General features: G+C 70.6%; 19 protein-coding genes. 13 read left to right on the top strand and 6 right to left on the bottom strand.

Features of this window, described 5'->3' with window-relative positions; genetic code table 11:
- Positions 1 to 96: 96 nt before the first annotated feature.
- Together LRG10_RS08315 and LRG10_RS08310 are read right to left on the bottom strand one after the other, a co-directional pair.
- Complete coding sequence (locus LRG10_RS08315) at positions 97 to 1401, bottom strand: citrate synthase (protein WP_201173135.1); 1305 nt, start codon at positions 1399 to 1401, stop codon at positions 97 to 99.
- 51 nt (positions 1402 to 1452) lie between these two features.
- Positions 1453 to 1716 (bottom strand): type B 50S ribosomal protein L31, encoded by a 264-nt coding sequence (locus LRG10_RS08310; RefSeq protein ID WP_201243097.1) that lies wholly within the window; start codon positions 1714 to 1716, stop codon positions 1453 to 1455.
- Between the two features lie 316 nt (positions 1717 to 2032).
- Here LRG10_RS08310 and LRG10_RS08305 point away from each other — a divergent pair, with 316 nt between their 5' ends.
- From LRG10_RS08305 to LRG10_RS08290, 4 genes are all read left to right on the top strand, one after another.
- Positions 2033 to 2407, top strand: a complete 375-nt coding sequence (locus LRG10_RS08305; RefSeq protein WP_201173112.1) for a magnesium transporter MgtE N-terminal domain-containing protein — start codon at positions 2033 to 2035, stop codon at positions 2405 to 2407.
- Positions 2408 to 2527: 120 nt separating this feature from the next.
- Entirely contained in the window at positions 2528 to 3271 is a 744-nt protein-coding gene (locus tag LRG10_RS08300; RefSeq protein ID WP_238635123.1) for a DUF1499 domain-containing protein, read from the top strand.
- Between the two features lie 92 nt (positions 3272 to 3363).
- The gene (locus tag LRG10_RS08295) at positions 3364 to 5547 is read left to right on the top strand and encodes a malate synthase G (RefSeq protein ID WP_238635122.1); all 2184 of its coding nucleotides are present in this window, start codon (positions 3364 to 3366) and stop codon (positions 5545 to 5547) included.
- Positions 5548 to 5635: 88 nt separating this feature from the next.
- Positions 5636 to 11359: an excinuclease ABC subunit UvrA gene (locus tag LRG10_RS08290; RefSeq protein WP_370645252.1), complete on the top strand. Its 5724-nt coding sequence runs from the start codon at positions 5636 to 5638 to the stop codon at positions 11357 to 11359.
- Between the two features lie 64 nt (positions 11360 to 11423).
- On the opposite strand, the gene LRG10_RS08285 is transcribed toward LRG10_RS08290, so the two are convergent.
- Complete coding sequence (locus tag LRG10_RS08285) at positions 11424 to 13832, bottom strand: Tex family protein (protein WP_238635120.1); 2409 nt, start codon at positions 13830 to 13832, stop codon at positions 11424 to 11426.
- A gap of 153 nt (positions 13833 to 13985) precedes the next feature.
- Here LRG10_RS08285 and LRG10_RS08280 point away from each other — a divergent pair, with 153 nt between their 5' ends.
- Positions 13986 to 14471: a transposase gene (locus LRG10_RS08280; protein ID WP_201173099.1), complete on the top strand. Its 486-nt coding sequence runs from the start codon at positions 13986 to 13988 to the stop codon at positions 14469 to 14471.
- Here the strand turns inward: LRG10_RS08280 and LRG10_RS08275 are convergent.
- Positions 14432 to 15052, bottom strand: a complete 621-nt coding sequence (locus tag LRG10_RS08275; RefSeq protein WP_201173096.1) for an RNA ligase partner protein — start codon at positions 15050 to 15052, stop codon at positions 14432 to 14434. The two genes, LRG10_RS08280 and LRG10_RS08275, sit on opposite strands and share 40 nt — an antisense overlap.
- 158 nt (positions 15053 to 15210) lie before the next feature.
- Here LRG10_RS08275 and LRG10_RS08265 point away from each other — a divergent pair, with 158 nt between their 5' ends.
- Positions 15211 to 15669: a pilin gene (locus tag LRG10_RS08265; protein WP_274519760.1), complete on the top strand. Its 459-nt coding sequence runs from the start codon at positions 15211 to 15213 to the stop codon at positions 15667 to 15669.
- Positions 15670 to 15740: 71 nt separating this feature from the next.
- Here LRG10_RS08265 and LRG10_RS08260 read toward each other — a convergent pair whose 3' ends face one another.
- Entirely contained in the window at positions 15741 to 16025 is a 285-nt protein-coding gene (locus tag LRG10_RS08260; RefSeq protein ID WP_201173091.1) for a PP0621 family protein, read from the bottom strand.
- 158 nt (positions 16026 to 16183) lie between these two features.
- Between LRG10_RS08260 and sucC the strand changes: the two genes are divergently transcribed.
- The 4 genes from sucC (at position 16184) to glnB (ending at position 20299) form a co-directional block, all read left to right on the top strand.
- Positions 16184 to 17359, top strand: coding sequence for an ADP-forming succinate--CoA ligase subunit beta (gene sucC, locus LRG10_RS08255; protein ID WP_238633710.1), 1176 nt, complete (start codon positions 16184 to 16186; stop codon positions 17357 to 17359).
- Between the two features lie 26 nt (positions 17360 to 17385).
- A complete protein-coding gene (sucD, locus tag LRG10_RS08250; RefSeq protein WP_238635119.1) occupies positions 17386 to 18258 on the top strand; it encodes a succinate--CoA ligase subunit alpha in 873 nt (290 codons plus the stop codon).
- Positions 18259 to 18266: 8 nt separating this feature from the next.
- A complete protein-coding gene (locus LRG10_RS08245) occupies positions 18267 to 19898 on the top strand; it encodes an NAD+ synthase (RefSeq protein WP_238635118.1) in 1632 nt (543 codons plus the stop codon).
- Positions 19899 to 19960: 62 nt separating this feature from the next.
- Entirely contained in the window at positions 19961 to 20299 is a 339-nt protein-coding gene (glnB, locus tag LRG10_RS08240; RefSeq protein WP_201173081.1) for a nitrogen regulatory protein P-II, read from the top strand.
- 27 nt (positions 20300 to 20326) lie between these two features.
- On the opposite strand, the gene LRG10_RS08235 is transcribed toward glnB, so the two are convergent.
- Positions 20327 to 21088: an outer membrane protein assembly factor BamD gene (locus tag LRG10_RS08235; protein WP_201173069.1), complete on the bottom strand. Its 762-nt coding sequence runs from the start codon at positions 21086 to 21088 to the stop codon at positions 20327 to 20329.
- Positions 21089 to 21157: 69 nt separating this feature from the next.
- On the opposite strand from LRG10_RS08235, the gene rluD reads away from it, so the two are divergent.
- From rluD to LRG10_RS08220, 3 genes are read left to right on the top strand one after another with little or no spacing between them, the layout of a single operon-like run.
- The gene (rluD, locus tag LRG10_RS08230) at positions 21158 to 22099 is read left to right on the top strand and encodes a 23S rRNA pseudouridine(1911/1915/1917) synthase RluD (RefSeq protein WP_201173067.1); all 942 of its coding nucleotides are present in this window, start codon (positions 21158 to 21160) and stop codon (positions 22097 to 22099) included.
- Complete coding sequence (gene pgeF / locus LRG10_RS08225) at positions 22092 to 22844, top strand: peptidoglycan editing factor PgeF (RefSeq protein WP_201241697.1); 753 nt, start codon at positions 22092 to 22094, stop codon at positions 22842 to 22844. The genes rluD and pgeF overlap by 8 nt, the downstream gene beginning before the upstream one ends.
- 2 nt (positions 22845 to 22846) lie before the next feature.
- A complete protein-coding gene (locus tag LRG10_RS08220) occupies positions 22847 to 24133 on the top strand; it encodes a diguanylate cyclase (RefSeq protein ID WP_201173061.1) in 1287 nt (428 codons plus the stop codon).
- Positions 24134 to 24167 lie beyond the last annotated feature (34 nt).

Genomic DNA, 24167 nt, shown 5'->3' with positions numbered 1-24167 from the left:
CGCCGGGGCCCGCGCGGCGCGCGGCGGGGGGGGGCGAGGAGTACGGGGGCGGGGGGCCGCCCGTTGCCGCCGGTGGCGGGGCAACGGGGGTCGAGCTCAATCCTTCCGGCGCTGATCGATGGGGACGTAATCTCGCCGCGCTGCGCCGGTGTAGAGCTGTCGCGGTCGCCCGATGCGCTGCTCCGGATCAGCGACCATCTCGTTCCACTGGGCCAGCCAGCCCGGCGTCCGGCCGAGGGCGAACATCACCGTAAAGAAGTCGGTGGGGATGCTCAGAGCCCGATAGATGATGCCCGAGTAGAAATCCACGTTCGGGTAGAGCTTGCGCTCGACGAAGTAGTCGTCCTGCAGTGCCCGCTCCTCAAGCTCCATAGCCAGCTCGAGCTGCGGGTCGTTCTCGATGCCCAGGTCGTTGAGGACCTCGTGGCAGGTCTTGCGGATGATCCGCGCCCGCGGGTCGAAATTCTTGTAGACCCGGTGCCCGAAGCCCATCAGGCGGAACGGGTCATCCTTGTCCTTGGCCTTTTCGATGTACTTCGGCACCTGGCTGATGTCGCCGATCTCGTGGAGCATGTTCAGCACCGCCTCGTTGGCGCCACCGTGGGCGGGGCCCCACAGGGCGGCGCAGCCGCAGGCGATGGAGGCGAACGGGTTGGTGCCGGTGGAACTGGCCAGGCGGACCGTGGAGGTCGACGCGTTCTGCTCGTGATCAGCGTGGAGGATCAGCAGCTGATCCAGCGCCCGCGCGTGGATCGGATTGATCTCGTACGGCTCCGTGGGGCGCGAGAACAGCATGTTGAGCAGGTTCTCGGTGTAGTAGAGCCGGTTGAGCGGGTAGACGAAGGGCTCGCCCGCCATGTGCTTGTAGGCCGCGGCGGCGATGGTGGGCATCTTGGCCAGCACGCGGTGGCAGGTGAGCATCCGGTTGCGCGGGTCCCCGAGCTTGATGGCGTCGTGGTAGAAGGCCGACAGCGATGCCACCACGCCGGTGAGCATGGCCATGGGGTGCGCGTTGTAGTGGAAGCCGTCGAAGAAGTCCTTCAACGACTCGTTGATCATGGCGTGCTCGGTCACCGCCCGGTTGAACTGGTCCAGCTCATCCTTGGTGGGCAGCTCACCGTGGAGCAGCAGGTAGGAGACCTCGAGGAAGTTGCTGTTCTCGGCCAGATCCTCAATGGGGTAGCCGCGGTAGAGGAGCACCCCGTTCTCGCCGTCGATGAACGTGATGTCGCTGCGACAGCTCGCCGTCGAGGTGAAGCCGGCATCGTAGGTGAAGTATCCAAACTCTTTGTACAGGTTCTGGATATCGACGACGGCCGGCCCGTGCGTTCCCTCGCGGATGGGCATCTCGACACTGTGGCCGGTGGTGTTGTCGGTGACGGTGACGGTTTTCGACGTCATGATGCCCCTCCGCTGCTGCCCTGGATAACCGCGCTCGGCGCAGTCCGGGGGTTACTGGCTGGAGCTGCCCCGGGTCATGCCGAAGCGCTTGCGGAAGCGGTCGACCTGCCCACCAGAATGGACCACACGCTGCTTGCCGGTGAAGAACGGATGGCTCCGGCTGGAGACCTCGATCTTGACCAGCGGGTACTCGTTGCCGTCCTGCCAGGTGATGGTCTCGTCGGTCTGGACCGTGGAGCGGGTCAGGAAGGAAAAGTCCGTCGAGATGTCCTGGAAAACGACTTCGCGGTACTCGGGATGGATGTCTTTCTTCATGGTGACCCTCTGCGACGTTCAGCCGCGTTCTTGAGCATGTTAAACCGCGGATAGTAGCCGCCGCAGCATAGGGGGTCAAGATGGCCTGCCGGCGCGCCGCAACGCTTGACAGCGGGCGGGTCGCCGCCTAGATTCCACGTCACGTGTCAGCCACACGAGGAGGCCGTCATGCCGGACGGTAACGGCAGTACGCCAAGCAACGACGTCGTACCGCGAACCAACGCCCGTCCCGGGGTGCCGGCCGACTGACGGAGTCTCTGCCGTCTCTCTGTCTCCGGTGCCGCGGGTCGGGCACCCGAACACTCAGGAGGCAGAGATGACCATCACCACCGAGCATCAAGACCATGGCCTCGGCGCACCGGCTCGCGCCGAGTATGCAGACCGCCTGCCCGCCGCCGCGGCACGGCGCATCGCACAGATGGCCCCGGCCGAGCGCCCGGCGGCGCTGCGCGCCATGCCGGACGGGGAGAGCCTGGCCACCTTCCTGGAGATGCGCCCCGCTGCGCAGGCGAGCGTGCTCGAGCACATGGACCGAGGCCCGGCCGCCCGCCTGGCCAACCGTCTGCCGTTCAATACGCTGGCCCGCGTGCTTGAGCGCCTGGATCCGGAGTGCCGCGACGAGGTCGTACGCAACCTCCGCCCGCTCAAGCGCAGCCGCGTCGAGACGGTGCTCTCCGGGCGTCTGCAGTAATCCGGCTCGCCGCTCTGGCGGGGGCGCCCCGTCGGGCACCCCCCCGCCGCGGCGCCTGGCTGCGTTTTGTCCTGGCCGTTTCCGGCCGCATAATCGGCTGGAAACCCGGGAGGAAAACCCATGTTCCAGGCGCCTGTATCCCGGCTGGCGACGGCATCCGTCCTGCTTGCAGCCTGCGGGGCCGCGGCGGCCGCGCTGGCCGGCCCCCTCTACCGCATCCAGCTCGTCGAACTCGACCTGGCCCTGGCGATGATCGCCGCCGGCTTCGCTGCCGGTGTGCTCGCCCTTGTCCCCGCCGGTGTCGGTTTCGCCTCCACCTTCGGTCTGCACGGCAAGCGCGGTCGCGGCCGGGCCCTGGCCGGCCTGGCCCTGGGGCTAGGGGTCGCGGTGGTCGCCGGGCCCAAGGTCTACGCCGCCGTCCTCGGTCCCAACCTTCACGATCTGGCCACCGACACCGATGACCCGCCCTCGTATCGGGCCCTCGCCCAGGCCCGAGAGCAGGCCGGCGGCGATCGAGCCTACCCTGGCGGAGAACTGGCCGAACGCCAGGCGGAGGCGCACCCGGATCTCGAGGCGCGCACTTACCCGCAGGATGTCTCGGCCATCCTCAGCGCCGCAGAGAGCGCGGCGCTGGGGCTGGAGTGGACCGTGGCGCGAACCGACATGCAGGGCGGGCTGGAGGCCACCGCGCGCAGCTATTGGATGGGTGTCATCCACGATATCGTCGTCCGCGTCGAGGACACCGGTGATCACCGTCGCGTCGACGTGCGCGCCGCCACCCGCGGCGGCGAGGCGGACGTCGGCGGCAACGCCCGGCTGGTCCGCGCGTTCTACGACGAGCTGGAGGCCGAGCTGCAGAACTGAACGGGGCGTCGGTGAGCGGGTGATCAGCCTCACTGGGATGCGTTACTATCGCGGCTTATCCGCGGATCGCGAAGCTGAATAGGGAGACTTCCATGAGCGAACGGGTTCAAGTCGGTGGCCTGCAGGTGGCGCGTGAGCTCTACGACCTGGTGGCCAACGAGATGGTGCCTGGGACCGGCATCGACGCCGACACCGTCTGGGACGAGCTCGGCGGCATCGTCCGCGATCTGAGTCCGCGCAACCGTGAGCTGCTGGAGAAGCGCGAGACCCTGCAGCGGCAGATCGACGAGTGGCACCGCGAGCACCGCGGCCAATTCTCCGTGGTCGATCACAAGGCCTTCCTCGAGCAGATCGGCTACCTGGAACCCGAGACGGAGGAGTTCGAGATCACCACCACCGGGGTCGACCCGGAGGTCGCCACGGTGGCCGGGCCGCAGCTGGTGGTGCCGGTGGATAACGCGCGATTCGCACTCAACGCGGCCAACGCACGCTGGGGCAGCCTGTTCGATGCCCTCTACGGCACCGACATGATCCCCGAGAGTGACGGCCTGGCCAAAGGGAAGACGTACAACCCGGCCCGTGGCAAGCGCGTCATGGAGCTGGCCGCCGAAACCCTCGATGAGGTGGCCCCGCTGGCCCACGGCCTGCACGCCGATGTCACCGTCTACCGCCTGAGCGAGGCGAGCCCGCGCCAGCTGCTGATCACCCTGGCCGACGGCAGCGAGACGGAGCTGGCCGATCCCACCCGCCTTGTCGGCTTCACCGGTGAGCCGCAGCGGCCGGCGACCATCCTGCTGCGTCACAACGGCCTGCATGCCGAGATCGTCATCGACCCCAACGATCCGGTGGGCAAGGATCACCCGGCCGGCGTCAAGGACGTGGTCATGGAGTCGGCGCTAACCGCCATTCAGGATTGCGAGGACTCCGTGGCCGCGGTGGATGCCGAGGACAAGGTCCGTGTCTACCGCAACTGGCTGGGCCTGATGAAGGGCGATCTCGAGACCTCGGTCAGCAAGGGCGGGGAGGCCTTCACCCGGCGGCTCAACGCCGACCGCACCTACACCACGCCGGACGGCGGCTCCCTGACCCTGCCGGGGCGCTCGCTGATGCTGGTGCGTAACGTCGGCCACTTGATGACCACGCCGGCGGTGCTCGACGGCGACGGCAACGAGATCCCCGAGGGCATGCTGGACGCCATGATGACCGTCCTCTGCGCGGTCCACGATCTCAAGGGCCTGGGCCAAGTGCGCAACTCGAAGACCGGCAGCGTCTACATCGTCAAGCCGAAGATGCACGGTCCCGAGGAAGTGGCCCTGACGGTGAACCTGTTCGAGCGCGTCGAGGACGCCCTGGGCCTGGAGCGTGCCACCCTCAAGGTCGGCATCATGGACGAGGAGCGGCGGACCACGGTCAACCTGCGCGCCTGCATCAAGCAGGCCCGGGACCGGGTGATCTTCATCAACACCGGCTTCCTCGACCGCACCGGCGACGAGATCCACACCGCCATGGAGGCCGGCGCCGTGATCCGCAAGGCGGACATGAAGGGGGCATCCTTCATGACCACCTATGAGGACTGGAACGTCGATGTCGGCCTGGCCGCCGGGTTCAAGGGCCGGGCGCAGATCGGCAAGGGCATGTGGCCCAAGCCGGATAAGATGCGCGAGATGTTCGACACCAAGGCGGGCCACCCCAAGGCGGGTGCCAACTGCGCCTGGGTGCCGTCGCCGACGGCGGCGACCCTGCACGCCGTGCACTACCACGAGGTGGACGTCGCCGGCGTCCAGGCCGAGATTGCCCGCGCCGGCTGGCGTTCGGACCTGAACCGGATCCTCACCGTGCCGCTGGCGCCGAGCACCGACTGGAGCGAGGAGGAGATCCAGCAGGAGGTGGATAACAACTGCCAGGGCATCCTCGGCTATGTGGTGCGCTGGATCGACCAGGGCATCGGGTGCTCCAAGGTGCCGGACATCAACAATGTCGGCCTGATGGAGGACCGCGCCACCCTGCGCATCTCCAGCCAGCACGTGGCCAACTGGCTCTACCACGGCGTGGTCAGCGAGGATCAGGTCATGGATAGCCTCCAGCGCATGGCCCGGGTCGTGGACGAGCAGAACGCCGGCGACCCGAACTACCGGCCCATGGCCGAGGACTTCGACGCCAGCGTCGCCTTCCAGGCGGCCTGCGACCTGGTCTTCAAGGGGCGGGAGCAGCCCTCCGGCTATACTGAGCCGGTGCTCCACCGCCGTCGGCAGGAGGCGAAGGCCAAGTACGCCTGATCCCGCCGCCTGAACGACATCCCGTGAACCGTGCCGGCGTCGGCAGCCTCCGGGCTGTCGGCGCCGTCTTGTCTCCGGAAGCATGACCGTGCGCGAACCGATCCGTATCCGCGGCGCCCGCCAGCACAACCTGCAGGGCCTCGATCTCGACCTCCCGGCCGGCGAGCTGATCGTCGTCACCGGGGTCTCCGGCTCCGGGAAGTCGTCGCTCGCCTTCGACACCGTCTACGCCGAGGGGCAGCGGCGCTACGTGGAGACCTTCTCGGCCTACGCCCGGCAATTCCTCGAGCGCATGGACCGGCCACAGGTCGAGCGTATCGACGGCGTCCCGCCGGCGATCGCCATCGATCAGGTCAATCCGGTGCGCACCTCGCGCTCCACCGTGGGCACGATGACGGAGCTCGCCGACCACCTGAAGCTGCTCTTCGCCCGCGCGGCGCAGCCCTACTGCAGCGGCTGCGGCCGCCCGGTGCGGCCGGATACGCCGCAGTCCATCGCCGACGAGCTCCTCGCCGGCGACGACACGGCGCCGTGGCCGGCAGGCACCCGAGTGGCGGTGACCTTCTTCGTGGCCGTGCCTGCCAAGCTCGATCGGGAAGAGCTGCGACAGATGCTCTCCAGCCAGGGATACACGCGCATCTATGAGCGTGAGGGTGGTGTCGAGGTGGTTCAGGACCGGTTGCGCCTCGACGGGGCGCGCCGGGGGCGGCTGATCGAGGCGGTGGAGACGGCCCTCGACAAAGGGCGGGGTCGCTGCCAGGTCCGGGCCCTGGGCGAGGACCGTGAGCCGGCGGGCGAGCCGCGGCGCTACTCCGCCACCTTCCACTGCGCCGGGTGCGACCGCGACTACCCGCGGCCGACCTCAGAGCTCTTCTCCTTCAACTCCCCGGTCGGCGCGTGTGACACCTGCCGTGGGTTCGGCCGCAACATGGAGATCGACCCCGACCTGGTCATCCCGGATCCGGGTCTGAGCCTGGCCGGGGGCGCGATCAAACCGTTCCGCGGCGGTGCCTCGGTGGAGTGCCAGCGGGACCTGCTGCGCGCCGCCCGCCGGCGCGGGGTCGCCGAGGATGTGCCTTGGCGGGAGTTGGATGCGGCGGACCGGCAGTGGGTCTGGGACGGCGAGGATCGCTGGGGCCGTTCCGGCAAGTGGTACGGCGTGCGCGGCTACTTCGACTACCTCGAGCGCAAGAGCTACAAGATGCACGTGCGCGTGCAGCTCTCGCGCTACCGCACCTACCGCACCTGTCCGGACTGCCGGGGTGCGCGCTTGGTCCCGGAGGCCCTGGACTTCCGGCTCGGCGGACAGGCCGACGCCGACGCCGTCCTCGCCCCGGAGGAGCGCTTCCGGCCCCGCCACCTGGCGATGGGTGATGCGCTGCTGGCCGGGCTGCCGGGGCTGACCCTGCACGATCTGGCGACCCTGCCCCTGGCCCGCCTGCAGCGCTTCTTCGAGGAGCTGGAGCTGCCGCCGCCGCTGGACGAGGCGGCGGCTACGGTCCTCGACGAGATCCGCAGCCGGGTCGGCTACCTCAACGAGGTGGGCCTCGGTTACCTGACCCTGGACCGGCAGTCGCGCACCCTCTCCGGCGGCGAGGTGCAGCGGATCAACCTGACCACGGCGCTGGGCACTTCGCTGGTCAACACGCTCTTCGTCCTCGACGAGCCGTCCATCGGCCTGCATCCCCGGGATGTGGAGCGGCTGGTGGGGATCCTGCAGCGCCTGCGCGATGCGGGCAACTCGCTGCTGGTCGTCGAGCACGACCCGCAGGTGATGGCGGCCGCCGACCGGATCATCGATATGGGCCCGGGGCCCGGCGAGCGGGGCGGTCAGGTGGTCTTCAACGGTGCCCCGGCGGAGCTCTATGCGGCGGATTCGGCCACGGCGGACTACCTGACCGGCCGCCGGCGGGTCGCTCGGGGGCGGGATGGTGATGCGGCCGGTTGGGGGGGCGAAGAGGACATGCGCGGAGCGCGCCGCGCCGACGGATCAGCCCCGGAGGGCGCCCGCATGGATGCGGGCGCCGGCCGTGCGCGCAGGGACGCGCGCTCGGCCGGGCCCGGCGGCGCGGCGGAGAAGCGTAGCGCGTCCTCGCCGTCCCCCCGCCCGGCCGCAGCTGCAGACGGCCCCGCGCTGACCATTCGCGGCGCCCGTGCCCATAACCTGCAGGGGATCGACGTGGCCATCCCGCTGGGCGGTCTGGTCTGCCTGACCGGGGTCTCCGGCTCGGGCAAGTCGACCCTGGCCCAGGATGTCCTCTACCGGGGGCTGTTGCGCCAGCAGGGCGAGGCCGTCGAGGCGCCGGGCGAGCACGATGCCATCGATGGGGCCGAGGCGATCACCGAGGTCTCCCTGGTGGACCAGTCGCCCATCGGCAAGAGCGCGCGCTCCTGCCCGGTGAGTTACACCGGCGCCCTCGACCCGATCCGCAAACGCTTCGCCGCGGCGCCCCTGGCCCAGGAGCGGGGCTACACCGCCGGCGCCTTCAGCTTCAACGCCGGCAACGGCCGTTGCCCCACCTGCAAGGGCTCCGGCTTCGAGCACGTGGAGATGCAGTTCCTCTCCGACGTCTACCTGGCCTGTCCCGACTGCGACGGTCGGCGTTTTCGCGCCGAGGTGCTGGAGGTCCAGGTGGAGGGGACTGAGGGGCGACGTGCCTCCATCCACGACGTATTGCAGATGACCGCCGACGAGGCGGTGGCGTTCTTTGCCGACAGCCGCGAGGTGGTGCGCCGCCTGGAGCCGTTGCGCGCCGTGGGCCTGGGCTACCTGCGCCTGGGCCAGCCGGTGCCCACCCTCTCCGGCGGCGAGGCGCAGCGCCTCAAGCTCGCCGGGCACCTGGCCGAGCGCGGCAAGGGGCGGGGTAAGGGGGCCGAGCCGGGCACCGGCACCTTGCTGATCTTCGACGAGCCCACCACCGGGCTGCACTTCAGCGACTGCCAAGTCCTCCTCGACGCCTTCCAGCGGTTGGTGGACGCTGGCTACAGCCTGTTGGTCATCGAGCACAACCTGGATCTGATCGCCAACGCCGACTGGATCCTCGACCTCGGCCCGGAGGGCGGTGAGGGCGGCGGCCGGCTGCTGGCCAGTGGTACGCCGGTGCAGCTGGCGGCCTCCGCCACGGCGACCGGGCGTGCCCTGGCCGACTACGGCACCGGTCTGGAGGAGGACGCGGGGCCCCTGGCGCCCCCGGCCGTGGCCGAGGCGGCAGCGCCGTATGCCGTGGACGCTCCGGCCGCGATCGAGGTGCACCAGGCCCGCGAGCACAACCTGCGCAACATCGACGTGGCCATCCCCCGGGATCGATTGACCGTGGTCACCGGGGTGTCCGGCTCCGGGAAGTCGACCCTGGCCTTCGATATCCTCTTCGCCGAGGGCCAGCGCCGTTACCTGGAGTCGCTCAACGCCTACGCCCGACAGCTGGTGCAGCCGGCCTCGCGTCCGGACGTCGGCGCGGTGACCGGCATCCCGCCGGCGGTGGCCATCGAGCAGCGCACCAGCCGAGGCGGATACCGCTCCACGGTGGCGACACTCACCGAGATCTACCACTACCTGCGCCTGCTCTACCTGCGTCTCGGCGTGCAGTACTGCCCGGAGTGCCAGGTCGCCATCGAGGCGCAGACGCCGGAGGGCATCGCCGCGCGGTTGCTGCGCGAACACCGTGGGCAGCGGATGGCCTTCTACGCCCCCCTGGTGGTCGCGCGCAAGGGGATCTACAAGGAATTGGCGGCCTGGGCGGCCGGCCGCGGATACGAGCAGTTGCGTGTGGACGGTGAACTCCAGCCCACGGCGCAGTGGCCGCGGCTGGACCGCTACCGGGAGCACGACATCGATCTGCCCCTGGGCAGCATCGAGATCCGGGCCGATGCCGAGGCGGATCTTCGCGAGCGCCTCGAGGAGGCCCTGGATCACGGCAACGGGACCGTGCGCATCGCCCCGTTGGACGGCAGCGGCGCCGACGCCGAGCGGGTCTGGTCCACGCGCCGGGCCTGCCCGGCCTGCGGGCAGGGCTTCGCCGAGCCGGATCCGCGGCTGTTCTCGTTCAACGCCCGCCACGGCTGGTGCAGCGGCTGCCACGGCACCGGGCTGCTGGTCCGCGACCCGGACGAGGCCGAAGAGGCGGAGCTTGACGCAGCCCGGGTCTGTCCGGCCTGCCAGGGCGGGCGGCTGAACCCCGTGGCCCGGGCCGTGCGCTTCCACGGCCGGAGCATCACCGAGGTGACCGCGGACTCCGTGGCCGAGCTCCGGCCCTGGCTCGAGGCGCTGACCCTCGACGAGCGCGAGACCGCCATCGGCGCAGACGTCATCGCCGAGATCGGCGCGCGGCTGGCCTTCCTGGAGCGGGTCGGGCTCGGCTACCTGTCGCTGGATCGCGCCGCGCCGACCCTCTCCGGCGGCGAGGCGCAGCGCATCCGCCTGGCGGCGAGCCTGGGTGCCGGCCTGCAGGGTGTCTGTTACGTGCTCGATGAGCCGACCATCGGCCTGCACGCCCGCGACAACGCCATGCTCCTCGGCGCCCTGCGCGAGCTGGCCGAGGCCGGCAACACCGTGGTGGTGGTCGAGCACGACGAGGAGACCATCCGCGCCGCCGGGCACCTGATCGACCTCGGCCCCGGTGCCGGCCGCCACGGCGGGCGTGTGGTCGCCGAGGGGGACCTGGCGGCCCTGACCGGCAACACCGAGTCGCTGACCGGCCGGGTCCTCGCCGAACCGCCGCGCCATCCCACGCGGGAGCGCCGCAGCCAGGAGGTGGCGGGGCAGCTGACGGTCACCGGCGCCCACCGCCACAACCTGCAGCGGGTGGATGTGGCGCTGCCGCTTGGTCGCCTGATCGGGGTCACCGGCGTCTCGGGCTCCGGCAAATCGAGCCTGGTCCGCGAGGTGATCGAGCCCAGCGTCCGTGCCCAGCTCGCCCGTAAGCGCGGCGCGGCCCTCCCGGAACCCACCGGCTGTCAGGCGCTGGCCGGCACCGAGCACCTGCGCCGGGTCCTGGAGGTGGATCAGACCCCCATCGGCCGTACCCCCCGCTCCTGCCCGGCGACCTACGTGGGGATCTGGGATCCCATCCGCCGGCTCTTTGCCGGCACGGAAGAGGCCCGGCTGCGCGGCTGGAACGCGGCGCGCTTCTCTTTCAACACCAAGGGGGGGCGCTGTGAGGCGTGCAGTGGTCAGGGCGTAAAGACCGTGGAGATGAGCTTCCTGCCCGACGTGAAGGTCCCCTGCGAGGCGTGCGGCGGTACCCGGTTCGACGAGGAGACGCGCCAGGTCCGCTACGCCGGCCACAGCATCGACCAGGTGCTGGCGCTGAGCATCGAGGAGGCAGCGGGGTTCTTCAGCGCCCATCCGCGCATCCACCACGTCCTGCGTCTGCTCTGCGATGTGGGCCTGGGTTACCTGAGCCTGGGGCAGCCGAGCCCGACGCTCTCCGGCGGCGAGGCGCAGCGCCTGAAGCTGGTCACCGAGCTGGCCAAGGCCCGCCCGGTGGATGGCGGCCCGGCGCGGGGCAAGCAGGCGGCGCCGACGCTCTACCTGCTCGACGAGCCCACCGTGGGCCTGCACATCGCCGATGTGCAGCGGCTCACGGATGTCTTCCACGCCCTGGTTGATGCCGGCCACACGGTGGTGGTCATCGAGCACAACCTGGATGTGATCGCCGAGGCGGACCACGTCATCGACCTGGGCCCGGAGGGAGGGGACGCCGGCGGTCGTATCGTCGGGGCGGGCACGCCGGAGGCGGTGGCGGCAATGGAGACGCCCACCGGACAGGCCCTGCGGGCCTTCCTCGCCGAGCGGGGGGCGGGTACCGCCTAAGCGGTGCTTTCCCGGCGCTGCCGGGCCCGGCCTCAGGCGGCCGGCCCGGCAAGCCTCGGAGGGTTCAGGAACGCGCCTTGCGGAAGGCCTCGGCCAGCGCGGTGTTGGCGGCTGGCTCGGGCTTCTCGGTCTTGCGGCCCTTCTTCGCGCCACGCCCGGCGCCCTGGCCGGCGCCCTTGCTCTTGCCGCCCGGGGCGCCCTTGCCGCCGCCGGTGCCTTTGCTTGCGGCGTCCTTACCCCCGCCGTCGGCCCGCTCGGCGTTGGGGTCGTCGTCGAGGCGCATGGACAGGCCGATGCGCTGGCGCTCCAGGTCCACTTCCATGACCTTCACCTGAACGACGTCGCCGGTGCGGACCTTGTCGCGCGGGTCGCGGACGAACTCGTGGGCGAGGGCGGAGATGTGCACCAGCCCGTCCTGGTGGACGCCGATATCCACGAAGGCGCCGAAGTTGGCGACGTTGGTCACCGTGCCCTCGAGCACCATCCCCGGCTCCAGGTCGTCGATCTTCTCCACCCCCTCGCGGAACGCCGCGGTGCGGAACTCCGGGCGCGGGTCGCGGCCCGGCTTGGCCAGCTCGCCGAGGATGTCGCGGACCGTCGGCTCGCCGAAGCGCTCATCGGTGTACGCCTTCGGATCCAGGGTGGTTAGAAAGCCCTCATCGCCGATCAGCTCGCCCACGCTGCGGCCCGTCTCCGCGCAGATCCGCTCCACCACCGGGTAGGCCTCGGGGTGGACGGCGGAGGCGTCCAGCGGGTTGTCCCCCTGGGGGATGCGCAGGAAGCCGGCGGCCTGCTCGAAAGCCTTCGGACCGAGCCGGGGCACCTCCTGCAGGTCCTTGCGGGTGCGGAAGCGGCCGTTGTCGAAGCGGTGCTGGACGATCTTCTCGGCCAGGCCCGGACCCAGGCCGGAGACGCGGGCGAGCAGCGGCGCCGAAGCGGTATTGGCGTCTACGCCGACGGCGTTGACGCAGTCCTCGACCACCGCATCGAGCTTGCGCCCGAGGTGGCTCTGGTTGACGTCGTGCTGGTACTGGCCGACGCCGATGGACTTGGGCTCGATCTTCACCAGCTCGGCCAGGGGGTCCTGCAGGCGCCGGGCGATGGAGACCGCGCCGCGCAGCGAGACGTCCAGATCCGGCAGTTCCCGCGAGGCGTTCTCCGAGGCGGAGTAGACCGAGGCGCCGGCCTCGGAGACCACCACCTTGTGCAGGCCCAGCTCCGGGTGGCGCTTGATCAGCTCGCCGACCAGGGCGTCGGTCTCGCGGGAGGCGGTGCCGTTGCCGATGGCCACCAGCCCCACCTGGTGCTTGCGGGCGAGTTCGGCCAGGGTCTTCAGCGAGCCCTCGGGGTCCTTGTTGCGGCTGGTGAAGGGGTGGATGGTGGCGGTTTCGACCACGGCGCCGGTGGCGTCGATGACCGCTACCTTGACCCCGGTGCGCAGTCCCGGGTCGAGGCCGATGGTCGGGCGCGGGCCCGCCGGTGCGGCCAGCAGCAGGTCCTCCAAGTTGGCGCCGAAGACGCGGATCGCCTCCTCCTCGGACTGCTCGCGCAGCTGGCGCTTGAGCGCCAGGTCCAGGTGGGTGGAGAGCTTCGCCCGCCAGGCCAGGCGCACGGTGCGCGCCAGCCAGGCGTCGGCCGGCCGACCCCGGTCGGCGATGCCGAAACGCCGGGCGATGGCGGCCTCGCCGACGCTCGGCTCGTCGCTCTCGCCCCGCGCCTCGGCGTCGGACCAGGCGATCTCCAGCCGCAGGATCTCCTCACTCTGCCCGCGCAGCATGGCCAGGGCGCGGTGGGAGGGGATCTTGCGCAGCGGTTCGGCGTGCTCGAAGTAGTCCCGGAAGCGGGCGCCGTCCTTCTCCTTGCCCGCGGCCACGCGGCTGACCAGGTAGCCCTTGCGCCAGCCGTAGTCGCGCAGCTCCTCGAGCAGATCGGCGTCCTCGGCGAAGCGCTCCATGAGGATCTGCCGGGCGCCGTCGAGGGCAGCGTCGACATCGGCCACGGCCGGGGTCTCCTGCTCCTCCTCGGCGGGGCCGGTGACGTAGGGGGCCGCCGCCTCCTCGGGGACGAGGGACGGATCGGCCAGAAGGCTGTCGGCTAGCGGCTCCAGCCCGGCCTCGCGGGCGATCTGCGCCTTGGTGCGGCGCTTCTTCTGGTAGGGGCGGTAGAGGTCCTCGACGCGGGTCTTCGTCTCGGCGGCGCGGATCGCCTCGGCCAGCTCGTCGGTGAGCTTGCCCTGCTCGTCGATGGCCTTGAGCACCGTCTCCTTGCGCTCGTCGAGCTCCCGCAGGTAGGTCAGCCGCTCCTCGAGCGAACGCAGCTGGCTGTCGTCGAGGCCGCCGGTGACCTCTTTGCGGTAGCGGGCAATGAAGGGGACGGTGGCGCCCCCGTCGAGCAGCTCGATGGCGGCCTCGACTTGCCGGTTGCCCACGCCCAGCTCCTGGGCGATGCGCTGCGGGATCGACTCACTGACCATCTCTCGTGAAACCTCGGTGCCGTGGAAAAGGCGCCATGATAACCGAGCCGCCGCCGGCTGCCAGCGACGCGCGCCGCTGTGCCCCGGCCGATTGACAGCCGTTGGCGTGCTGGCACGATAAGGGGCGCGCGACGCGTTCAGGGAGGAGCGCGCATGCACCAGGAGGTGAGCCGGCAGGAGCGGTGCGTCCGCTTCTGCCTGACCACGCACGGCAACCACCCGTGGCTGGCCCGGCCCGAGGCCGTACAGCGGCTGCGCACCGCCTTCCGCCAGGTGGCCCGGCGCCGTCCGCTGACCTGGGACGCCGCCGTCGTCCTGCCCGACGCCGTCCACGGCCTGTGGCGCCTGCCCCGGGATGACCCGGACCCGCGGCCCCGCTGGCAGGCGGCCAAGGCCCACTGCACCCGCCACCTGCGCAACTGGCCGGGGCTGCCCCGCGGGCGGCTTTGGCAGCCCGGTGTGCACTGGTGGGAGGTGGAGCCGGACCGGTGGCGCGAGGCCCTCGACGAGATCCACTGGGAGCCGGTGCGCCGCGGGCTGGCCGGCCGCCCCGAGGGGTGGCGCTATAGCTCCTTTCGCCGCTGCCAGGCCGCCGGGCTTTACCCGGTCGGTTGGTCGGGGCCGTCGGGGGCGGTGTGACTGGGCTCCTCGCCGGCGAGGTTCTGCATCACCCCGCGCAGGTAGCGCGGATTGACCAGCTTGATGCCGATCCGCTCGGCGAACTTGCGCATCCCCTCGTCGGCGGAGACCAGGGTGGCGTCCAGCTCGTAGGCGAGCAGCACCACGTCGATGTCCTCCCGCGAGTCGAGGATCCCGCGGCGCATAGCCTCGCGGTAGCGCTCGCGCAGCTGGGTGATCAGCTCCGGCGGCAGCGATTCCGCTTGGCCGGCCTGCCGGGCGTGCTCCTCGGCGATGCGCAGGCCCCGCTGGATGCGCGTGCGCACCTCCTCGATGAACTCGTAGAGCACTTCCGAGGGGATGGTCATCGAGAAACGCCGGGGCGAGCGGATGTGCACCTCGGTCTCGAACTCGGCGCCGATCATGTCCATCGAGCGCAGGTTGCACAGCTCCTGATAGACCGGCCCCGGCATGTAGAACTCGGCGTCGGCGCGCCGGGCGAGCCCGAGGAAGACCGAGATGGCCTGCATCGGCTCCTCATCGAAGCGCAGGTAGACGTCGGGGTTGGTGAAGACGCTGGTATCGAGCACGAATCGGCGCATGGTTCCGGGCCCGTCGTGGCGAGGTTTCACCCGGCACGTTACAACCTGCGCGGCGTCCTGGCCATCGGCCCCGGGCTGCGTGATCCGCCGCCTGACCGCCGGCGGCACGGACTGATCCGTTCAAACGCACTTTTTCCGGACTCACAGGGAGGTGAGCCATGCAATCGCGTATCCAGCGGCGCCGGCTCTGCGCCGCCTTCACCCTCATCGAGCTGATGATCGTGGTGGCGATCATCGCCATGCTGGCCGCCATCGCGGTCCCGCAGTACCAGAACTACATCGCCCGCACCCAGTTCGCCGAGGCCCTGACCCTCTTCTCCGGTGTGCGTACGGCGGTGGACTCCGAGGTCCATCTGCGGGGCCCCGACGGGCTGGACGCCGGACGCATCGAGGAGCTGGTGGGGGCCGATGGTGGCGACTACGTCGATGCCATCGACGTCTCCGCCGGCGGGGACACGGTGGATGTGTCCATGCAGTTCGCCGACGAGGGGGTCAACACCGAGCTGGCCGGCGAGTCGGTGACCTTCACTGGCCAGGAGGACGATGAGGGCGCCTGGGGGTGGGATTGCGATCCAGGCGGCCTGGCGGAGATCGCCACCGGCCTGTGTGCCGAGTGAGGGCCGCCCGAGCCGGCCCGGCCTTCGCCGGCCGGGCCGGGGGATCAGGCCGCCCCGGCCTGCCCGTCGCGCTACCCCCGCCGGTCGCGGCCGGAACCGGCCGACGGGTGGTCATCCCGTCCCAGCCGACGGTGCTCCGGCGAGCAGTAGTAGGCGCCGTCGCGGGGATAGGCGGTCGAGCGCGGCAGGAAGACGCCGCATCGGGCGCAGCGCACCATCTCCTCGGTGCGCCCGCCGTCGCCGCCGCCCTGGTTGCGCTGTCCCTCGCCATCATCGCGCAGGCGTTTCTGAAGCAGGCTGCGCGCACCGATCCAGGCGAGGATGAGCAGGATGACAAGAAGGATCTGGCCTAGCATGCACGTGCTTTTCCGTGATTACCTTGAGCCCTCGGGCGCAGAGGCCCGGGCGCGCGGCCAACCAAGTTGGCACGGCCGGACGGTTTTGAAAAGCGCGGGTCGCTGAACCACTATAATCGACCGCCCGGCGACCGCGACCCCATGGGAGGAGCTGTTCAATGAATCTGCACGAGTTCCAGGCCAAGCACCTCTTCACCGAGGCGGGGATCGCCATCCCCCGCGGGTATGTGGCGCGCTCCAGCGCCGAGGCCCGCGCCGCCGCCGAGCGCCTCGGTGGCTCGGCCTGGGTGGTCAAGGCCCAGGTCCACGCCGGCGGACGGGGCAAGGCCGGAGGGGTCCGGGTGCTCCGGAAGACCGACGAGATCGAGCGCTACGCGGACTCACTGCTCGGCGAGCGCCTGGTGACCCACCAGACCGACGATCGCGGTCAGCCGATCCACGCCCTGCTGGTCGAGGAGGGGCTGGAGATCGCCCGTGAGCTCTACCTCGGCGCCCTGATCGATCGGTCCAGCCAGCGCGTGGTCTTCATGGCCTCGGCCGCCGGCGGCATGGACATCGAGGAGGTGGCGGCCAGCGAGCCCGAGCGCATCCACACCGTGCGGGTCCACCCGGCCGCCGGGCTGCAGCCGTACCAGTGCCGGCAGCTGGGTTTCGCCCTCGGCCTGGACAAGGCGCAGGTGGGGGAGCTGACGCGGATGATGCAGGGGGTCTACCGTCTGTTCCTGGAGCGGGACCTGTCGCTGGTCGAGATCAACCCGCTGATCGTCACCGGCGAGGGGCGGCTGCTAGCCCTGGATGCCAAGGTGACCGTCGACGACAATGCCGTGGAGATCGGCCGGCAGTCGCAGATTCAGGACATGCGCGATCTGACCCAAGAGGACGAGACCGAGGTCCGGGCCGCCGAGCACAGCCTCAACTACATCACCCTGGACGGCAACATCGGCTGCATGGTTAACGGCGCGGGCCTGGCCATGGCCACCATGGACGTGATCAAGCTCCACGGCGGCTCGCCGGCCAACTTCCTCGACGTCGGCGGTGGCACCAACGCCGATCGGGTGGCCGAGGCCTTCAAGATCATCCTCTCCAGCCCCTCGGTGGAGGGGATCCTGGTGAACATCTTCGGCGGGATCGTGCGTTGCGACATGATCGCCGAGGGCATCGTGGCCGCCGTCCACGACGTCGGGGTCGACGTCCCAGTGGTCGTCCGGCTCGAGGGCACCAACGTCGAGCAGGGCAAGCAGATCCTCGCCGACAGCGGGCTCGACCTCATCCCCGCCGACGACCTGGCAGACGCCGCCGCCAAGATCGTCGACATCGCCGGTGACGCGGCCTGATCCCCAGGTCAAGAGAGGAGCAGAACATGAGCATTCTCGTCGATCAGAGCACCCGGGTGCTCGTCCAGGGGTTCACCGGCAAGCAGGGGACCTTCCACGCCGAGCAGGCCATCGCCTACGGCACCCAGGTGGTCGGCGGCGTGACCCCGGGGCGCGGCGGCGGCACACACCTGGACCGCCCGCTGTTCGATACGGTCCGCGAGGCGGTGGCCGAGACCGGCGCCGACGCCTCGGTCATCTACGTCCCGGCGCCCTTCGCCGCCGATGCCATCCTTGAGGCCGCCGACGCCGGCATCCGGGTGATCGCCTGCATCACCGAGGGCATCCCGGTGCTCGACATGCTGCACGTCAAGGAGGCCCTGCGGGGCGAGGACGTGGCCCTGATCGGGCCCAACTGTCCCGGGATCATCACCCCGGACCAGTGCAAGATCGGCATCATGCCCGGGCACATCCACCTGCCCGGGCGAATCGGCATCGTCTCCCGCTCCGGGACCCTGACCTACGAGGCGGTCAAGCAGACCTCGGACACCGGGCAGGGGCAGTCGACCTGTGTCGGTATCGGCGGCGACCCGATCCAGGGGTGGTCTTTCGTCGACTGCCTGGCGCAGTTCGAGGCTGACCCGGCCACCGACGGCGTGGTCATGGTCGGCGAGATCGGCGGCAGCGCCGAGGAGGAGGCGGCGACGTTCATTCGTGACCACATGAGCAAGCCAGTGGTCGCCTACATCGCCGGGGTGACTGCGCCGCCGGGTAAGCGCATGGGTCACGCCGGGGCGATCATCTCCGGCGGCAAGGGGACGGCGAATGACAAGTTCGCGGCCCTCGAGGCCGCCGGCGTGGCCACGGTGCGCTCGCCGACGGAGATCGGCGAACGCATTCGGCAGCTGACGGCAGGCTGAGGCGCACCGTGCGTATCGTCACCGCCCAGCTGGCCTTCCCCGTCGGCGCCATCGACGCCAATGCCGCGCGCATCATCGACGCCATCAGCCGGGCGCGGGATGAGTTCGGCGCCGATCTGGTGGTCTTCCCCGAGCTGGCGGTGACCGGCTACCCGCCCGACGACCTGCTGCTGCGCAGCGACTTCCATGCCGCCGTCGAGCGGGCGCTCGGCCGGATCGCTGCGGCGTGCACCGGGATCACCGCGGTGGTGGGGACGCCGCTCCACCGCCACGGTGTGGTGCGCAACGCCGCCGTGGTCCTCGCCGACGGCGCCGAGGCCGAAGTGGCCTACAAACGCTGCCTGCCGAGCTACAGCGTCTTCGACGACAACCGCCACTTCCGCGCCGGAAACGCCCCTTGCCTGGTCGAGGTCGCCGGCCGGCGCATCGGGGTCACCATCTGTGAGGACATCTGGGCGGCCACACCGGCCGCCGAGGCCGCCGGCGCCGGCGCCGAGCTGCTGATCAGCATCAACGCCTCGCCGTTCCACGACGGCAAGCAGGCCGAGCGCGAGGAGGTGGCGGCCTGCCGCGTGGCGGAGACCGGGATCCCGCTGCTCTACGCCAACCTGGTCGGTGGCCACGACGAGGTCGTCTACGATGGCAGCTCCTTCGCACTGGACGATACCGGTGCGGTCACTGCCCGGGCGCCGGCGTTTGCCGACGGGCTCCACCCCCTCGACTGGCAGGGCGGGGCGCTGCGCGGCGAATGCGCCGAGCGCACCACCGGGCCGCCGGCGATCTACCAGGCGCTGGTCCGGGCCACCGCCGACTATGTCCGTGGCAACGGCTTCTCCGGCGTGGTGCTCGGGCTCTCCGGCGGGATCGACTCGGCCCTGGTGGCTGCGGTGGCCGCCGACGCCTTGGGCGGGGAGCAGGTGCTGGCGGTGATGATGCCCACCCGCTACACCGCCGAGCGCAGCCTGGAAGACGCTCGCGCGGCAGCGCAGACGCTCGGACTGGACTACCGGAGCATCCCCATCGAGTCGCTCTTCGCCGAATACGAGCAGGCCCTGGCGCCGGCCTTCGCCGGGCGCCCGGCGGACGCCACCGAGGAGAACATCCAGGCGCGGATCCGCGGCAACTGCCTGATGGCGCTGTCCAACAAGCTCGGGCTCATGCTGCTGGCAGCCGGTAACAAGAGTGAGCTGGCCGTGGGGTATGCGACCCTGTACGGCGACATGTGCGGCGGTTTTGCCCCGCTCAAGGACGTCTACAAGACCGATGTCTACCGCCTGGCCGCCTACCGCAACAGCCTCGGGCCCGCCGTGCCGCAGGCCATCATCGAGCGCGAGCCCACCGCCGAGCTGCGCGCCGATCAGCGTGACAGTGACAGCCTGCCGCCGTATCCGGTCCTCGATGCCGTGTTGCGCCAGTACCTGGAGGCCGACGCCGCCGAGCACGAGATCCGTGTCGATGGGCTGGACGAGGCGGAACTCTGCCGGGTCATCCGGCTGCTCTACCGCAACGAGTACAAGCGCCGCCAGGCGGCCCCCGGGGTGAAGGTGACCCGGCGCGCCTTCGGGCGTGACCGGCGTTACCCGATTACCTCGGGCTGGTCCGGTTGTCAGGGCTGTGGGGACTGGCCCACGCTATCCTGATAACTGAGTCCTGAATCTGGAAAATCAAACCGAACCGTGCCCCACCCCAAGGAGCTGCTCCCATGAAGAAAGTCGAGGCGATCATCAAACCCTTCAAGCTCGACGACGTCCGGGAGGCCCTCTCGGACATCGGGATCACGGGCATGACCGTCACCGAGGTCAAGGGGTTCGGCCGTCAGAAGGGGCACACCGAGCTGTATCGGGGCGCCGAGTACGTGGTCGACTTCCTGCCCAAGATGCGTCTCGAGGTCGTCGTGGCGGATGCCGATGTCGACCGCTGCGTCGAGGCTATTACCCAGGCGGCCCAGACCGGCAAGATCGGTGATGGCAAGATCTTCGTCACCAACGTCGAGCGGGTCATCCGCATCCGCACCGGCGAAGAGGACGAGAACGCCATCTAGTTCCCCGGGCGGGGGCCGCTGTGCGGCCTACCGCCCGCCGAACTCCGGGGCGGGAACCTCGTGGCGCTCGCGCCGTTCCCGCTCCACGTCCTCGTCCAGGGGGTCGAGGCCAAGGCTGCGGTAGGCCTCGGCGAGCATCCCCATGGCCTCGCCCACGGCCGGCGTGCCGGGGTAGCGGGCGATGATCGTCCGCGCCCGGTTGGCGGCGGCGATGTAGGCGCCCCGCTCCAGGTAGAACCGCCCGACGTGGAGTTCATGCTCGGCCAGCGCCGTGCGGATCTGCTCCATGCGCTCGGTGGCGTCGTCGATATACTCGCTGTCCGGGTATTGCTCGGTCAGGTCGCGGAAGTCGGCGAAGGCGCGGCGCTTGGGCTCGGGGTCGCGCAAGTTCGGGTCGACATTGAACAGATCGCCGAGGCCGCCGGGCCCCTGGGCCTGCCGTGCCACGCCGCTCATGTAAAGTGCATAGGCGACGTGCTCATTGCGCGGATGCATGCGCTGGAAGCGTTCCGCGGCGGCGATCGCCGACTCGTGCTGGCCAGCCAGGTAGTGGGCGTAGATGATCATCAGCTGGGACTGAACCGCGTGATCGCCGAAGGGGTAGCGCGCCACCAGGTTCTCGAAGCGCTCCACGGCCTGTGAGTAGTTCCCGGAACTCAAGCTGCTGCGGGCGTCGGCGTAGAGTTCCTCGACGCTGCGCTCGGCGGCCCCGTCGGGGTCGGTGCCGGCACAGCCGGCCAGAAAGAGTGCCACCAGGGCGATCGTGGCCCAGCGCTGGATGCGGTGCATGATTTCCGTGACTCCGCGGCCTGATGCAGGCCCGTCATTGTAGCGATAGCAAAGGCTCGTACTATACGTATGGAACGACCCCGTCACCAAGCCGACGTCCCCGAGGAACTGGCCGGGCAGCGTCTGGATCGGGCCCTGGCGGCCCTGTTTCCCGATTATTCACGCAGCCGCCTGCAGCAGTGGGTGAAGGCCGGCTGGATCACCGTCGACGGCGCCGTGCGCCGTCCCCGCGATCCGGTTTACGCCGGCGAGCGAATCCACGTCGATGCCGAGCCCGAGCCGGAGACCCCGCTGGCCCCGGAGCCCATCCCGCTGCGGCTGCTCTACGAGGACGGGGATCTGCTGGTCGTGGACAAGCCGGCGGGGCTGGTGGTTCATCCGGGGGCCGGCAATCCGGGCGGCACCCTGGTCAACGCGCTGCTCCACCACGATCCGGGGCTCGAAGCCCTGCCACGGGCCGGCATCGTGCACCGGCTGGACAAGGAGACCTCGGGGCTGCTCGTGGTGGCGCGGACCTACGCCGCCCACCATGCCCTGGTCGCGCAGCTGCAGGCGCGTACGGTGGGGCGCGGCTACCAGGCCGTGGTGGTCGGCCGCCCCACCGCCGGCGGGCGGGTGGACGCCCCCATCGCCCGCCACCCCCGGGACCGCAAACGCATGGCCGTGGTGGCCACCGGTCGCCCGGCGGTGACCCATTACCGGGTCGCGGAGCGCTTCAGCGCCCACACCCTGCTCGACGTGGAACTGGAGACCGGCCGCACCCACCAGATCCGCGTGCACCTGGCGCACGTCCGGCTGCCGCTGGTGGGTGATCCCGTCTACGGCCGTCGGCCGGTTTACCCGCGGGGCGCGAGCGACACCCTGCGCGCCGTCCTCGACGGCTTCCGCCGCCAGGCCCTGCACGCCCGCCATCTGCGCCTCGAGCACCCGCGCACCGGCGAGACCATGCACTGGGAGGCGCCGCCGCCGGAGGACTGGCACCACCTGCTGGAGGCCCTGCGCCATGGATGAGGTGGACGGTGGCCTGTTCTTCACGCCCCGGTGGCCGGCGCCGGAGGGTGTGCGGGCCCTGAGCACGCTGCGCTGCGGCGGCTGCAGCGCCGCGCCGCGCGACAGCCTCAATCTGGCCGAGCATACCGGGGATGACCCGTCCGCCGTGGCCGCCAATCGGCATCTGCTGCGCACCCGCGCCGGTCTGCCCGCCGAGCCCGTGTGGCTGGAGCAGGTCCACGGCACCGAGGTGGTCGCCGCGCACCGGGTCGCCCCCGGCGCACGTGCCGACGCGGCCTGGACCGATCGCGCCGGCGTGGTTTGCGCCGTGCTCACCGCCGACTGCCTGCCGGTGCTCCTCGCCGCCGGGGACGGGCGGGCGGTGGCCGCCGCCCACGCCGGCTGGCGGGGCCTCGCCGCGGGCATCCTCGAGGCCGTGGTGGCGGCGCTGCCGGTGCCGGCCGGCGAACTCCACGCCTGGCTGGGGCCGGCCATCGGGCCCGACGCCTTCGAGGTAGGGCCGGAGGTGGCCGAGGCGCTGCGCGCACGGGATCCCGCTGCGGCCGAGGGGCTCACCCCCGCGGCCGGTGATCGCTGGTACGCTGACCTCTACAGCCTGGCTCGGAGTCGCCTGCGGCAGGCCGGGGTGACATCGGTCCACGGTGGCGGCTGGTGCACGCACACGGATCGGGCGCGTTTTTTCTCCCATCGCCGGGACGGATCCACCGGCCGGATGGCAAGCCTGATCTACCGAGAGGAGCCGTGAGCATGTCCGAGGAGCAGTACGCCGCCGGCCGCATCCTGGTGGTGGAGGACAGTCGCTCCGTGGCCGGCTGGTTGGCCGGGCGCATCGAGGACGCCCTGGGGCTGAAGGCGCTGGTCGCCGGCAGCCGCGCCGCCGCGCGGCAGCTGCTGGAGCATGACGGTGAACGGATCGTCGCCGCCGTGCTCGATCTCGACCTGCCGGATGCTCCGCGCGGCGAGGTGGTCGGGGACCTGGTGGAGCGCGACATCCCCTCCGTGGTTCTGACCGCCACCATCGAGGACGACCTGCGCGATCAGCTGGTGGGGGCCGGGGTGTGCGACTACATCCTCAAGGATGCCCCGGACGCGGTGGACTCGGTGCTGCGTACCCTGCAGCGCATCCACCGCAACCGGTCCATCGGCGTGCTGGTGGTCGACGACTCCCGCTCGGCCCGCGAGTACCTGGTGCACCTGCTCAGCCGCTGGGGGTTCCGCTGCTACCAGTCCGGCAATGGCCAAGAGGCGCTGGAACGGATCACCTCGGATGAGGACGCCACCATCCGCCTGGTGCTCTGCGACCAGAACATGCCGGGCATGGACGGCATCACCCTGATCCGCGAGCTGCGCCGCCGGCACGCGGCCCCGCGGCTGGGGATCATCGGTGTCTCCAGTCACGGCTCGGGGCTGCTCTCCGCGCGGCTGCTCAAGGCCGGGGCCGACGACTTCCTGACCCGCCCCTTCCTGGAGGAGGAGCTCAGCGTCCGCGTCAACCAGAACGTGGACCTGATGGAGCTGCTGCGCGAGGCCCGCGAAGGGGCCCGGCGCGACCCGCTGACCGGGTTGCACAATCGGCTCTACCTCGACGAGATCGCCGATCAGCTCGGCGAGACAGCGCGGCGGACGCGGCAGCCGCTGGCGGCGCTGGTGGTCGATCTGGATCACTTCAAGGCGATCAACGACCGCCTCGGCCACTTCGGCGGCGATACGGTGCTCCAGCGGGTGGCTGCGCAGCTGCGCGAGACCGTCCGCCGCGCCGACGTGCTCATCCGCTCCGGCGGCGAGGAGTTCTTCATTGTCACCGTGGGGATCGATGGTCCCGGTGCCTGGACCCTGGCCGAGCGTATCCGCAATGGCATCGAGACCCTGGAGCTGGTCTACGAGGGCGAGACCGTGGCCCTCAGCGCCAGCGTCGGCGTGGCCGTGCTCGACGGCGGCTCCGTCGAGGAGGTCCTGAAATCCGCCGATCTGGCCCTCTACGAGGCCAAGCGCCAGGGCCGCAACCGTGTCGCCGGCCTGCCCGCGCCGGATTGAAAACCCGTCGCCGCTGCCCCATCTATCCTGACAA

The organism is Halorhodospira sp. 9628, assembly GCF_022228075.1.
Lineage (GTDB): Bacteria > Pseudomonadota > Gammaproteobacteria > Nitrococcales > Halorhodospiraceae > Halorhodospira > Halorhodospira halophila_A.
The sequence above is the reverse complement of the archived record's forward strand: the minus strand, read 5'-3'. Positions and strand labels throughout refer to the sequence as shown.

Bases quoted from the DNA above. Each gene is read 5' to 3' on its own strand.
- LRG10_RS08315 (WP_201173135.1), bottom strand. From the start codon at position 1,401: ATGACGTCGAAAACCGTCACCGTCACCGACAACACCACCGGCCACAGT.
- LRG10_RS08310 (WP_201243097.1), bottom strand. From the start codon at position 1,716: ATGAAGAAAGACATCCATCCCGAGTACCGCGAAGTCGTTTTCCAGGAC.
- LRG10_RS08305 (WP_201173112.1), top strand. From the start codon at position 2,033: ATGACCATCACCACCGAGCATCAAGACCATGGCCTCGGCGCACCGGCT.
- LRG10_RS08300 (WP_238635123.1), top strand. From the start codon at position 2,528: ATGTTCCAGGCGCCTGTATCCCGGCTGGCGACGGCATCCGTCCTGCTT.
- LRG10_RS08295 (WP_238635122.1), top strand. From the start codon at position 3,364: ATGAGCGAACGGGTTCAAGTCGGTGGCCTGCAGGTGGCGCGTGAGCTC.
- LRG10_RS08285 (WP_238635120.1), bottom strand. From the start codon at position 13,832: ATGGTCAGTGAGTCGATCCCGCAGCGCATCGCCCAGGAGCTGGGCGTG.
- LRG10_RS08280 (WP_201173099.1), top strand. From the start codon at position 13,986: ATGCACCAGGAGGTGAGCCGGCAGGAGCGGTGCGTCCGCTTCTGCCTG.
- LRG10_RS08275 (WP_201173096.1), bottom strand. From the start codon at position 15,052: ATGCGCCGATTCGTGCTCGATACCAGCGTCTTCACCAACCCCGACGTC.
- LRG10_RS08265 (WP_274519760.1), top strand. From the start codon at position 15,211: ATGCAATCGCGTATCCAGCGGCGCCGGCTCTGCGCCGCCTTCACCCTC.
- LRG10_RS08260 (WP_201173091.1), bottom strand. From the start codon at position 16,025: ATGCTAGGCCAGATCCTTCTTGTCATCCTGCTCATCCTCGCCTGGATC.
- sucC (WP_238633710.1), top strand. From the start codon at position 16,184: ATGAATCTGCACGAGTTCCAGGCCAAGCACCTCTTCACCGAGGCGGGG.
- sucD (WP_238635119.1), top strand. From the start codon at position 17,386: ATGAGCATTCTCGTCGATCAGAGCACCCGGGTGCTCGTCCAGGGGTTC.
- glnB (WP_201173081.1), top strand. From the start codon at position 19,961: ATGAAGAAAGTCGAGGCGATCATCAAACCCTTCAAGCTCGACGACGTC.
- LRG10_RS08235 (WP_201173069.1), bottom strand. From the start codon at position 21,088: ATGCACCGCATCCAGCGCTGGGCCACGATCGCCCTGGTGGCACTCTTT.
- rluD (WP_201173067.1), top strand. From the start codon at position 21,158: ATGGAACGACCCCGTCACCAAGCCGACGTCCCCGAGGAACTGGCCGGG.
- pgeF (WP_201241697.1), top strand. From the start codon at position 22,092: ATGGATGAGGTGGACGGTGGCCTGTTCTTCACGCCCCGGTGGCCGGCG.
- LRG10_RS08220 (WP_201173061.1), top strand. From the start codon at position 22,847: ATGTCCGAGGAGCAGTACGCCGCCGGCCGCATCCTGGTGGTGGAGGAC.